Origin of the sequence: Micromonospora sp. NPDC050695, from assembly GCF_040654415.1 — a bacterium.
Classification (GTDB): domain Bacteria; phylum Actinomycetota; class Actinomycetes; order Mycobacteriales; family Micromonosporaceae; genus Micromonospora.
This window is the reverse complement of the sequence record NZ_JBFAHZ010000053.1, coordinates 25,544-37,868: the sequence shown is the minus strand read 5'-3', so window position 1 is coordinate 37,868 and position 12,325 is coordinate 25,544. Positions and strand designations below refer to the sequence as shown.

General features: G+C 70.5%; 11 protein-coding genes and 1 tRNA gene. 2 read left to right on the top strand and 10 right to left on the bottom strand.

What is annotated here, in order from left to right:
• Positions 1-165 precede the first annotated feature (165 nt).
• Positions 166-1,257, top strand: a complete 1,092-nt coding sequence (locus AB0H52_RS26870; protein WP_357950860.1) for a hypothetical protein — start codon at positions 166-168, stop codon at positions 1,255-1,257.
• Between the two features lie 211 nt (positions 1,258-1,468).
• Here the strand turns inward: AB0H52_RS26870 and AB0H52_RS26865 are convergent, their stop codons facing one another.
• Positions 1,469-2,017, bottom strand: coding sequence for a hypothetical protein (locus tag AB0H52_RS26865; protein ID WP_357950857.1), 549 nt, complete (start codon positions 2,015-2,017; stop codon positions 1,469-1,471).
• A 567-nt stretch (positions 2,018-2,584) separates the two neighbouring features.
• Here AB0H52_RS26865 and AB0H52_RS26860 point away from each other — a divergent pair.
• Positions 2,585-3,793, top strand: coding sequence for a tyrosine-type recombinase/integrase (locus AB0H52_RS26860; protein ID WP_357950854.1), 1,209 nt, complete (start codon positions 2,585-2,587; stop codon positions 3,791-3,793).
• A 106-nt stretch (positions 3,794-3,899) separates the two neighbouring features.
• Here the strand turns inward: AB0H52_RS26860 and AB0H52_RS26855 are convergent.
• From AB0H52_RS26855 to ald, 9 genes are all read right to left on the bottom strand, one after another.
• Positions 3,900-3,973: transfer RNA gene (locus AB0H52_RS26855), tRNA-Pro, on the bottom strand.
• A gap of 189 nt (positions 3,974-4,162) precedes the next feature.
• On the bottom strand, positions 4,163-5,569 hold the full coding sequence (gene der / locus AB0H52_RS26850) for a ribosome biogenesis GTPase Der (protein WP_151493116.1): 1,407 nt from the start codon (positions 5,567-5,569) through the stop codon (positions 4,163-4,165).
• On the bottom strand, positions 5,566-6,246 hold the full coding sequence (cmk, locus tag AB0H52_RS26845) for a (d)CMP kinase (protein ID WP_151493119.1): 681 nt from the start codon (positions 6,244-6,246) through the stop codon (positions 5,566-5,568). The genes der and cmk overlap by 4 nt, the downstream gene beginning before the upstream one ends.
• A gap of 193 nt (positions 6,247-6,439) precedes the next feature.
• Positions 6,440-7,210 (bottom strand): pseudouridine synthase, encoded by a 771-nt coding sequence (locus tag AB0H52_RS26840; RefSeq protein WP_151493117.1) that lies wholly within the window; start codon positions 7,208-7,210, stop codon positions 6,440-6,442.
• Positions 7,197-8,018 carry an SMC-Scp complex subunit ScpB gene (scpB, locus tag AB0H52_RS26835; RefSeq protein ID WP_357950851.1) on the bottom strand — a complete coding sequence of 274 codons (822 nt, stop codon included), beginning with the start codon at positions 8,016-8,018 and terminating at the stop codon, positions 7,197-7,199. Before scpB ends, AB0H52_RS26840 begins: the two co-directional genes overlap by 14 nt.
• A complete protein-coding gene (locus tag AB0H52_RS26830) occupies positions 8,011-8,949 on the bottom strand; it encodes a segregation/condensation protein A (RefSeq protein ID WP_225854511.1) in 939 nt (312 codons plus the stop codon). The genes scpB and AB0H52_RS26830 overlap by 8 nt, the downstream gene beginning before the upstream one ends.
• A 41-nt stretch (positions 8,950-8,990) precedes the next feature.
• A complete protein-coding gene (locus tag AB0H52_RS26825) occupies positions 8,991-9,914 on the bottom strand; it encodes a ParA family protein (protein WP_088990243.1) in 924 nt (307 codons plus the stop codon).
• A gap of 183 nt (positions 9,915-10,097) precedes the next feature.
• Positions 10,098-11,090, bottom strand: a complete 993-nt coding sequence (locus AB0H52_RS26820) for a site-specific tyrosine recombinase XerD (RefSeq protein ID WP_357950867.1) — start codon at positions 11,088-11,090, stop codon at positions 10,098-10,100.
• An 11-nt stretch (positions 11,091-11,101) separates the two neighbouring features.
• Positions 11,102-12,217, bottom strand: a complete 1,116-nt coding sequence (ald, locus tag AB0H52_RS26815) for an alanine dehydrogenase (protein ID WP_151490083.1) — start codon at positions 12,215-12,217, stop codon at positions 11,102-11,104.
• Positions 12,218-12,325 lie beyond the last annotated feature (108 nt).

The window sequence follows — 12,325 nt, the reverse complement described above, 5'->3', positions numbered from 1 at the left end:
CCCGCACAGACCACCGCCTCGCCTGTGCTTAACCAACCAGCAGCACAAAGCTAAACAAAATCAAGAAAATGTCTCAGTTGACTTGACAGGCTCCGGGCAGCCCGCCAGCGTCTCACCTTCACACCCCGGCGTGCTCCCACACAGTCCGACCGGTTCGCCTCAGCGATGGACTCCTTGTTCGACCGCTACTTCGGCCGTTACCTGCCGCCGGACATAGCCCGGGAGACGTGGCTGGCTGAGACGGCGGGCATCCGGCAGACCCTCCGTAATGAGCTGGTCGAGCTGTACCGGGAGCAACCGGTCGACGCCAAGCGTGTCGCCTGGCTAGTGAGATTCCTCGCCAGCGATGTCAAGCGGCAGTGGCTCAGCGGTGAGCTGACCGCGGATCCCGAGGACTCCCGAGTGCCATCCTCGACGCGGACCGCTTTTGGCACCGCGGTGTTCGCCCTGGTGGTTACCGGGCCGCTGCTGCTGTGGCAGGCCCTCGTCGAGGCGCCGTTCACGACGGTGATCGCGACGGCCGGAATCGTGGCCGGGACTCGGCTCGCCATCCAGGGCTGGCTCGCGATCCTCCTCGAGGGCCACCGTTACCGGGACGACATAGACCGGGTCCGGCGCGACTACGAGGACCGGCGCGCGGCGTACGACCGGTGGGTGCGCAAGTTGGAATCGAAGCCGACCGACGCGGAGATGGCGCACTGGCTCGACTGCGACCGCAAGATCTTGGTCGAGGACACGCTGCGGCACTACCGCGTGGCCGCGCAGGACGTCATAGCGCACGCCTTCATCGAGGCGCCCGTGCCCGGGTGCAAGCGGGCCCGGGTCAGCAAGGGACCCTGGCGCTACTCACGATACAAACTTCTCCTCTTCCTGCTCACCAAGGACGGCGTCCGCCAGGTCACGGTCACCCTCGACTTCGAAACCATGGAACTCGGCGATCAGCAGCGTCTCACCTACCAGTACAACTCGGTCGTGGCGGCGCACGTCGTCGATGCCCGCAACGGCGAGAAAAAGCTCTCCCTTACCCTGACGAACAATCCCCGGGACGAGCTGACGATCACCGGTGAGTGGCCAGGCATGCCGGAACTCGGCGACGACGACCGCATCGCCTCCCAGGTCTCCCTCGACGCCTCGGGCCTCGAACGCACCCTGCACGTGCTGGAGGGCATCGCTGCCGAAGGCAAGGAATGGATCACCCACGAGAACCGCCGAGAACACGCCGGCCTCCGGCGGCTCGTCGCAGCGATGGAGGGCTGACAGATGCGGTGCTGCTCGGCGCGGGGGTCAGGGTCGGGCAGCACTGCGGTTTGGGATGCGGCGGGGGTTTGGGATGCGGCGGGGTCGTGCTCGGTGACACGGACGTCATCGATCCAACCTCGCTCACGGGTTGTCGGCGTACGAGTTCGGAGGCTCAGGTAGGTACGCGTGAACGTGCCCAGGTGGTTATCGTCCGATGGGCTCCGGGCCGTTACTGTCCGCGTTGGCGCGGCCCCCACCACGGCAGCAGCGGCGGAAGCTCGGCAAGCGGTCGGCTCGGCGGTTTCGGCGGCTGCGACTCGCCGTCGTCGCCGTCCCAGCGCCGGCCATACTGATCGGGCAAGTCACCCCACCCGAAGTACGGCATCGGCTCGGTGGGCAGGACGCCGAGTGTCTCCAGCGGGTCGATGCGGGACTCGGCCACCGTGCACAGGTGCGCCCAGTCGTCACCGAAGTCGAACACGTACGCGAACTGCTCGCCGCCACCCAGGCGGCTCAGCTTGGTCCGGTCGCTGTCGATACTGCCCTCGGGCGCCTCGCCCTCCCACAGCTCAAGCGGCGTGACTTGGGTCTGGTCGGCCAGCGTGAACATGTGCATGTGGGCCAGGTCCCAACGGGCGAACGCCACATCGATCGCGTCCGCGAATTGGGCGAACGTATGTGATCGGCTCGCGGCGAAGACCCTGCCAGGTCGAGGCCACAGGTCGAGGCCACGACCAGAGACCAACTCGACCCGTACGGACAGCCAGGTACGCGCCACCGCTCCCCCTTCCACCGAGAACCGCCGGCTCTGCCTTGAAGGCTACGCAACGTCACCGACAGCGGCCACAGGTGGGGCCAGCGGCTGAGCACGTTCAGCCGTACCTACCTGGGCACCTGAAGTCGTACGCCGACAGGGGTCAGCCAGCTGGTACCTGCGGACCTGCTACGGACGTTAGTGCCGACGCCTGCCGAAGGGTTGGTGATATCGGCTAGCTGCCGGCCCGGCACCTAGCGCTGACCCAGGGTCCGGCCGCGAAGAGGCCGCCACACCACTGCCCCGACCGGGTTGCCCTCAGAACAGTAGAAGCGCGTCGAACTCCGGTCCTTCGTCCCTACTGGCCATGACACCTCGGCTGCCGCTCATACGGCGGCGGCCCGCGGGACCATCGCCCACCACTTCCTCTCACCGCTACTCGTGCACGCCGGGGGAGTGCTTCATCCTTGACGGATCGACAAGTAGGACCGTCACGAGCAGGGAGGACATGCGGGGTTGTCGCGATGCTGTCGCAGCCGAACGGGGCAACGGTAGAGGTGGCAGAAGCTCACCTCTACCGAGGAGGACGTCATGAGACAGAACCCGAACCGGGGCCGCGTCTACCGCTGCTGCGCCTGTCGTGACAGCACCGGCCGACTACTCGGCCCCCGGTGCCCCAAGCTGTCCAATGCGCGGCACGGCGGCTGGGCGTTCGCCGTCGACCTGCCGAGCCTGAACAAGCGCAGCACCATGCGCCGTACCGGTTTCGCCACCAAGGCGGCGGCCTCGGCCGCCCACTCTCATGTGCTTGAGTGCGAGCGCGCCGGGGTCAGCCTCGACGACAGCGAGACGGTCGCCAACTACCTCACCTGCTGGCTTGAGACCAAGTCCCCGAGCCTCAAGACGAACACCGTGAACCGCTACACCGCCTATATCCACAACGACCTCATCCCCGCGCTCGGCGCCGTGCCCTTGGAGCGGCTCACTCACGACCACGTCACCCAGTTCATCCAGCGTGAGCTCGCCGCCGGCCGCGGCCCAGTCACCCTGCGCCGCTGCGTGACGACCCTGTCGAGCGCGCTCAACGACGCCCGCCGCAACCACCGGCTGCCCCACAACGCCGCCCGTTACGCCATGATCCCCCGCCCGCCGGAACCCGAGCTCACCTGCTGGAGCACCAGCCAGACAAGCGTTTTCCTGCGGCACTGCCACGCCGTTGAGGATCCGCTCGCGGACCTGTTCGAGTTGATGGTCTGCACCGGGATGCGCAAAGGCGAGACTCTCGGCCTGCACTGGGCCGATGTGGACCTCGATGCGCGGGCACTGTTCGTGCGCTGGACGTTGGTCAGCGTCGACAACAGCCGCAGCATGTTGAACGCGCCCAAGACCCACGGCAGCCGGGCCTGGGTCGCCCTGTCCACCCGCGCCGTCGACGCGTTGCAGCGGCAACGCCGCCGCCAATGCCGGCAACAGGTGACCGCCCGCCATCGCGACAATCTCGACCTCGTGTTCGCCAGACCCGATGGGCAACCCCTACGGCCGCAGTACGTGCTCGACCACCTGCGCCGCCTCACCGCCGACGCCGGGCTTCCGGCAATTCGGGTGCACGACCTGCGACACATCGCCGCCACGATCATGATCAACCAAGGGGTGCCGATCGCCGTGGTGTCCAAGACGTTGCGCCACAGGAACGTGGCCACCACCATCGACATCTACGGTCACCTCACCCGCGACGCCGCCGCCGACGGCGTGAGCGCCACCTGCACGGCCCTCGACGCGGCCGACGCCCGGGCCGCCTGAGCTGCACTGCAAGATCCGCGCGTCGATGCGACAGCAACGCGACAACACAGCCTTGAAACAACCACAGGGGATATGCCTCCGTCGGCATATCCCCTGGTCATATACGTCGGGACGGCCGGATTCGAACCGACGACCCCTTGACCCCCAGTCAAGTGCGCTACCAAGCTGCGCCACGTCCCGCCCCCGCAAGGTTTCCCCCGCGACAGCCGGTACAGCTTAGCGCAGCGGCCTCGGCTCGTTCGCACAGGCCCCACCCGCGTCGCGGCGGTCGCGAACCACCGCACAACCCCTGGAGCGTCCTAGGAGGGTGGGGGTAGAGATGAGCCGGATGGGCCGGGATGGCCCATCCGGCTTATCGGTCGTAGCAGACTAGCCGTGTGCCTTGCCTCGGCCGCCGGGGCCGAGCTTCTTGCGCGGGCGGACGGAGATCTCGATGGGGCTGCCCTCGTACCCGAATTCCTCGCGGAGCTTGCGCTCGACGAAGCGCTGGTAGCCGGCATCCAGCGGCCCGGTGGTGAAGAGCACGAACCGCGGCGGCGCCACCCCGGCCTGGGTGGCGAACAGGATCCGCGGCGCACGCCCACCGCGCACCGGGTGCGGGGTGGCCTGTACGAGCGCGGTGAGCCACTGGTTGAGCTGCGCGGTCGGCACCCGGGTTTCCCAACTGGCCAGGGCCTTGTTGAGGGCCGGGGCCAGCTTGTCCACCGCGCGGCCGGTCATGGCCGACAGGTTGAGCCGGATCGCCCAGGGGATGCGGCGCAACTCCCGGTCGATCTCCTTGTCGAGGTAGTAGCGGCGGTCCGCGTCGACCAGGTCCCACTTGTTGAACGCGATGACCAGCGCACGTCCGGCCTCGGTCACCATGGTCAGGATCCGCTGGTCCTGCTCGCTGATCGGCTCGCTGGCGTCCAGCAGCACCACGGCCACCTCGGCGGCCTCGATGGCGCCGGCGGTGCGCAGGCTGGCGTAGTACTCGGTGCCGCTGGCCTTGCCGACCCGCTTGCGCAGGCCGGCCGTGTCCACCAGTTGCCAGGTCTGGCCGCCGATCTCGACGAGGCTGTCGACCGGGTCCACTGTGGTGCCGGCAACCGAGTCGACGACTGCCCGCTCCTCACCGGAGAACCGGTTGAGCAGGCTGGACTTGCCCACGTTCGGCCGGCCGACCAGCGCCACCCGGCGGGGCCCGCGTGGCCGGTTCTCCACGATCGCCGGGGCTTCCGGCAGCGCCGCGAGGATGGCGTCCAGCAGGTCGCCGGAGCCCCGCCCGTGCAGGGCGGACACCGGGAACGGCTCGCCGAGGCCGAGCGACCACAGCGAGGTGGCCTCCATCTCGATGGAGGTGTTGTCGGCCTTGTTCGCCACCAGGATCACCGGTTTGGCGCTGCGCCGCAGCATCTTCACCGCGGCCTCGTCGACGTCGGTGGAGCCGACCATCGAGTCGACCACGAAGAGCACCACGTCGGCGGTGAGCACCGCCGTCTCGGCCTGCGCCGCGATGGCCGCGGCCCGGTCCTTCGCGTCCGGTTCCCAACCGCCGGTGTCCACCACGGTAAACGACCGGCCGTTCCACTGCGCGTCGTACGGCACCCGGTCCCGAGTCACCCCGGGGACGTCCTCGACGACCGCCTGCCGGCGACCGATGATCCGGTTGACCAGTGTGGACTTGCCGACGTTGGGACGGCCGACCACGGCCACCACCGGCTGCGGGCCGCTGGGTTCCTCGACGGCGAGGTCAGGCTCACGCAGCTCGACCCACCCACCGCCATCGCTACTCATGCCACTCCCCGCTCGGTGAGCAGGTCCCGCAGCCGCGCGACGACCTCGTCGATACCCAGCTCGGTGGTGTCCAGCACGACGGCGTCCGGCGCCTGGGCCAACGGGTTGACCTTGCGGGTCGAGTCGAGCCGGTCCCGACGGGCCAGGTCCGCGGCCGTGGCCGCCACGTCGGCGGCGTCCTCGGCACTGCGCCGGGCCGCGCGGGCCGCCTCGGAGGCGGTCAGGAAGACCTTCAGGTCGGCGTCCGGCGCGACGACCGAGCCGATGTCGCGGCCCTCGACGACCATCCGACCGGCGTTGGCGATCATCTCGCGCTGCCGGGCGACCAGCAGCTCGCGGACGGCCGGCACGGCGGAGACGGCGGAGACCGCCCCGGTCACCTCGGGACCACGGATGTCCGCGTCCACGCTCACGCCGTCGGCGGTCACCGCGTACCCCTGCGGGTCGGTGCCGATGCGCAGGTCCACCTCGCCGGCGACCTTCGCCACCGACGCGGCGTCGGTGAGGTCCACGCCGGAGCGCAGAACGGCCCACGTGATCGCCCGGTACATCGCCCCGGTGTCCAGGTAGCGCGCACCGATGCTCGCGGCGAGCCGCCGCGAGACGGTGGACTTACCCGAACCGGACGGCCCATCCACAGCGACCACACATCGCCCGGCCCGTACGTTTTCCTCCACCGTGTCCTCCTCAGCCCGTACCTCACGGATCGCCCGGTGCTGGCGCCGCAAGCGGTTGTCCATCGTCATCAATCATGCCCGGGGTCCGTGGCGGACCCGCGCGCGCCGCCACCGGAGGCGACCCACGCCACCCCCACGGCCGCGCCTCGGCCGTTCCGGAGCCTACCGGCAGCCGTACCCCGAACCCGTGGGCTCAGTCACCCACCGCGTTGAACAGGGCGGCAACCTCGGCGTTGGTCAACCGCCGGATCCGCCCGGTGCGCAGTTCACCGAGCCGGATCGGCCCGATCGAGGTACGCACCAGCCGGGTCACCGGGTGTCCGACCTCCTCCATCAGCCGCCGGACGATGTGCTTGCGCCCCTCGTGCAGGCTCAGCTCCACCTGGGCGGTCTTGCCCAGGGTGTCCACCACCTTGAACGAGTCGACCTTGACCGGCCCGTCCTCCAGCTCGACGCCGGCCAGCAGCCGCTTGCTCAGGTTGCGCGGGATCGGCCCGACCACCTCGGCGAGGTAGGTCTTCAGCACCTCGTACGAGGGGTGCATGAGCTTGTGCGCGAGGGTGCCGTCGTTGGTGAGCAGCAGCAGGCCCTCGCTGTCCGCGTCGAGCCGCCCGACGTGGTAGACCCGCTGCTCCACCCGGTTGCCGATGAACTCGGCAAGCTCGTTGCGGCCCTTGTCGTCCGCCATCGAGGTAACCACCCCGCGTGGCTTGTTCATCGCCACGTAGACCAGGCGAATGTCGACCTGGAGGCGCTCCCCGTCCACGTGGATCACGGCGGTGCTCGGATCGACCTTGTCGCCGAGCTTGGCGACGCGCCCGTCCACGGTGACCCGGCGGCGGAAGATCAGGTCCTCGCAGGCGCGCCGGGAACCCACGCCGGCGGCGGCGAGCACCTTCTGCAGGCGTTCTGCCCCCTCGAAGACGGGAGCGTCGGGTTTCGGGGATCGGTTATCGGGTCGCATCAGCAAGCTCTTCTACGTCGTCGGGCAGGAAAGGGGCGAGCGGCGGCAGTTCGTCGACGGTGTTGAGCCCGAGCTTCTCCAGGAACAGCGTGGTCGTCCGGTAGAGGAACGCCCCGCTGTCCGTTTCGGTGCCGCACTCCTCGACCAGGCCGCGAGTCACCAGCGTACGGATGACCCCGTCGCAGTTCACACCCCGGATGGCTGAGATACGCGAACGCGTCACCGGCTGCTTGTACGCGACCACGGCGAGAGTCTCCAACGCCGCCTGGGTCAGCCGGACGGACTGCCCGTCCAACACGAACCGCTCGACGTACGTAGCGTATTCCGGCCGGGTGTACAGCCGCCAACCGCCGGCCGCCCGGCGCAGCTCGAACCCGTGCCCGGTGGCCGTGTAGCCGGCGGCGATCTCGTCGAGCATCGGCCCGATCCGCTCGGCCGGCTGCTCCAGCACCTGCGCCAGGACGAGCTCGCTGACCGGCTCGTCGACCACCAGCAGGATGGCCTCCAGCGCGCCGCGCAGCTCGGCGTCGGACAGCTCCGGCGCCGGCTCCGGCGCGGCCGTCACCCGCCGCCGCCCCCCAACCGACCGAGAGGGTACGTCCGCAGCCCGACCCGCCTCCCCCGTGTCCGCCTCCTTCTCGCCCGGCTCGGCAGCGTCAAGGTCCTCCGGAGTCGGCAAGTCGGGGACGTTCGGCGGGGCGGTGGGGGTGTTGTCGGGTTCGGGGGCCGGGGAGCGGGGGCGTTCCCACGGGGGGACCCAGGCTGCGGCCTGATCGGCCAGCGAGTCCGGGCGTTGCTCGTCACTCATCGCGTTCACTCTCCGTCGGTCCCGTCCCGTCCGGTCCACCGGGCTCCTCCACCGGCTCCGGCGCGACCGACACCGGCTCCGGGTCGGCCGGGGTGCCGGCGTACTCGTCGACGTGCAGTTCGGTGTCACCGTCGACCGGGCCGGTCCAGCGCACCGTTAGCTCCTCCAGGGCCTGCTCCTGCACGAAGGCGACCAGACCCTCCCGGTACAGCTCCAGCAGCGCCAGGAACCGGGCCACCACCTCGAGGGTGGCCTCGCAGTCGGCGCAGAGCAGCGAGAACGTGGCCGTACCGGCGCGGCGCAGCCGGGTGGCGAGGATCTCCGCGTGCTCCCGGACACTGACCCGGACCATGTGCACGTGGGCGACGGAGACCTCGGGTATCGGCTTCGGGGTCATCGCCCGCACGGCCAGCTTCAACAGCCGCTGCGGGCCGATGCCGAGGACCAGGTCGGGCAGCGCCTCGGCGTAGCGGGGTTCCAGGCTGACGGCCCGCGGATACCGGCGACCGCCGACCGACTCCAGCTCGGCGATGTGCGCCGCCGCCTCCTTGTACGCCTTGTACTGCAACAGCCGGGCGAAGAGCAGGTCCCGGGCCTCCAGCAGGGCGAGGTCCTCCTCGTCCTCCACGTCGGCGGCGGGCAGCAGCCGCGCGGCCTTCAGGTCCAGCAGGGTCGCGGCGATCAGCAGGAACTCGCTGGCCTCGTCGAGGTCCCAGGCGTCGCCCATGGCGCGGATGTAGGCGATGAACTCGTCGGTGACCGTGTGCAGGGCAACCTCGGTCACGTCCAGCTTGTGCTTGCCGATCAGTTGCAGCAGCAGGTCGAACGGACCGGTGAAGTTGGCCAGCCGCACGGTGAACCCGGCGGAGGGAGCGCCGTCGACCACGGCTGGCGCAGCGGCCTCGGGCGGGTCGAGGGGTGGCGCGGTCACCGCACGACCGTAGACCACGAGACGGACACGGGGCGTTCCGGCTACCGCTCCGACTGGGCGGCGATCACCTCGCGGGCCAGCTGACGGTAGTTGCGTGCCCCGGAGGACGCCGGGTCCATCGTCGTGATCGGGGCACCGGCCACCGTGGACTCGGGGAACTTCACCGTCTTGGTGATGACCGTCTGGTAGACCTTGTCGCCGAACGCCTCCACCACCCGCTGCAGCACCTGGCGGCAGTGGGTGGTGCGGCTGTCGTACATGGTGGCGAGGATGCCTTCCAGCTCCAGGTCGAAGTTGAGTCGCTCGCGCACCTTGTCGATGGTGTCCAGCAGCAGCGCGACACCGCGCAGGCTGAAGAACTCGCACTCCAGCGGGATGAGCACACCGTGCGCGACGGTCAGCGCGTTGATCGCCAGCAGGCCCAGCGAGGGCTGGCAGTCGATCAGGATGTAGTCGTACTCCTTACGGACCGACCGCAGGACCCGGGCGAGGGCCATCTCCCGGGCGACCTCGTTGACGAGCTGGATCTCGGCGGCGGAGAGGTCGATGTTGGCCGGCAGCAGGTGCAGGCCCGCCACGTCGGTCTTGATGAGGACGTCCTCGGCGGTCACGTCGTCCTGCATGAGCAGGTTGTAGACGGACAGGTCGAGGTTGTGCGGGTTGACGCCCAGACCCACCGAGAGCGCGCCCTGCGGGTCGAAGTCGACCAGCAGCACCTTACGGCCATACTCGGCCAGGGCGGCGCCCAGATTGATGGTGGTGGTGGTCTTTCCGACGCCACCCTTCTGGTTGGCCATCGCGATGATGCGCGCCGGGCCGTGCCGATCGGTGGGCATCGGCTCGGGGATGGGCTTGCGCATCGTGTAGGCCGCCGGATCCGCAGGACCGAGGTCCGCACCGAGCGTGGCCTGCTGCTCGCGGAGCTCCGACGTCCAGGTCTCGGCACGGTCACCGTTGCCAGCCATGTCCTCGTTGCCCCCTCCCGACGACCCACCCGGCGTCGGAGCCGTCCGACGTCCTTCGCGGCGCCGCTGCGCACCCCGGTCGTATCGCCCCAGGAGGTCCGCGCCGATGCCGACTGTACGCCACCGACCAGCAGGGGCTTCGGCACCGGCCCGGCGTGTCGGGACCGACCGCGACCGGCGGCCTCAGCCCCGGGCGCGCGGGTGGGCGGTGGCGTACACCTCGCGCAGCCGTTCGACGGTGACCAGGGTGTAGACCTGGGTGGTGGTCACCGAGGCGTGACCGAGCAGCTCCTGCACCACCCGCACGTCGGCGCCGCCGTCGAGCAGGTGCGTGGCGTACGAGTGGCGCAGGGTGTGCGGGGACACCGCCGCGGGTCCGTCGACCGGCAGACCGGCGGCGACGGCGGCCCGACGCAGGATGCCCCAGGCGCCCTGGCGCGACAGCGCCCCGCCGCGGGCGTTGAGGAACACCGCGGGGGTGCCCCTGCCCGCCGCGGCCAGCCCGGGCCGGGCCCGCACCAGGTAGGCGCGCACCGCCTCGACGGCGTACCCGCCGATCGGCACCAGCCGCATCCGGCCGCCCTTGCCGCGCAGCAGCACCGTGCCCTCGTCGACGTCCAGGTCGTCGACGGCGGCGCCGACCGCCTCGGAGATGCGCGCCCCGGTGCCGTACAGAAACTCCACCAGCGCCCGGTCGCGCAGCGCGAGCGGCACGTCGTCGCCGGCGGCGGTGACCGGGCCGGCGGTCTCCAGCAGCCGGATCACGTCGTCGACTCCCAGGGCGCGGGGCAGCCGGCGCGGCGGGGTGGGCGGGCGGACGTCGCGGCTCGGGTCGACGCCGGTCAGCCCCTCGCGCAGCGCGAAGCGGTGCAGGCCGCGGACCGCGCTGGCGGCGCGGGCGGCGGACGAGGCGGCGAGCGGCGGATGCTCGTCGTCGCCGGCTCGCAGCCGGGCCAGGTGCGATTCGACGACGCCGGCGCCGACCGACGTGAGGTCGGTGACGCCGGCGTCGGCGAGGGTCGCGAGGTAGCGGTCCAGGTCGCGGCGGTACGAGGCGAGCGTGTTCGCGGACAGGCCACGCTCGACGGTGAGGTGGTCGAGGTAGGCCCGCACGGCACGGCGCAACGCCGGCGCGGACCGCTCGTCCGCGCCGGCGGAGGCCGGGGTGCCGGTCAGACCGCCACCGCTCAGGCCAGCGCGTCGGCCAGCGGCAGCACGTCCATGCCGTGTGCCTCGGCCACCGGGCCGTAGGTGACCCGGCCGGCGTGGGTGTTGAGGCCCAGCGCGAGGGCCGGGTCGGTGCGCAGCGCCTCGCGCCAGCCCTGGTTGGCCAGCTCCAGGGCGTACGGCAGGGTGACGTTGGTCAGCGCGTAGGTGCTGGTGTTCGGCACCGCGCCGGGCATGTTCGCGACGCAGTAGAAGATCGACTCGTGGACCTTGTAGACCGGGTCGGCGTGCGTGGTGGGGCGCGAGTCCTCGAAGCAGCCGCCCTGGTCGATGGCGATGTCGACGAGCACGCTGCCCGGCTTCATCCGGGAGACCAGCTCGTTGGAGATCAGCGTCGGGGCCTTCGCGCCGGGCACCAGCACCGCGCCGATGACCAGGTCGGCGTCGAGCACGGCCCGCTCGACCTCGTACGCGTTGGAGGCGACGGTCTGCAGGTGGCCCCGGTAGATGGCGTCGGCCTGGCGCAGCCGGGCGACGTTCTTGTCCAGCAGCAGCACCTCGGACTGCAGGCCCAGCGCGATGGCGGCGGCGTTCATGCCGGAGACGCCGGCGCCGATGACGACGGTCTTGGCCGCGTACACGCCGGAGACACCGCCGGGCAGCACACCGCGCCCACCGCCGGTACGCATCATGTAGAAGGCGCCCACCTGCGGGGCGAGCCGGCCGGCGACCTCGGACATCGGGGCGAGCAGCGGCAACGACCGGTCGGGCAGTTCGACGGTCTCGTACGCGATGCCGGTGACCTTGCGGTCGATCAGCGCGTCGGTGCACTCCTTCGAGGCGGCCAGGTGCAGGTAGGTGAAGAGCACCTGCCCCTCGCGCATCCGGTGGTACTCCTCGGCGATCGGCTCCTTGACCTTGAGCACCAGCTCAGCGGTCTCCCACACCTCGTCGGCGGTGGCGAGGATCGTCGCGCCGGCGGCGGCGAACTCCTCGTCGGTGATGCTGGAGCCGACACCGGCGCCGGACTCGACGAAGACCTGGTGGCCGCTGCGGGTGAACTCGTTGACGCCCGCTGGCGTGATCGCCACGCGGTACTCGTGGTTCTTGACCTCGCGTGGGATTCCGACCTTCACGATGCAGACACCTCTCTTCGGGGCTGCTCTCCCCCGACTGCTCGGTGCCGCAATGGCCCCTTTGCCACCGCGGTCCACCGGTCCCGCCGGCGGCAGTCTAGGCGCGCC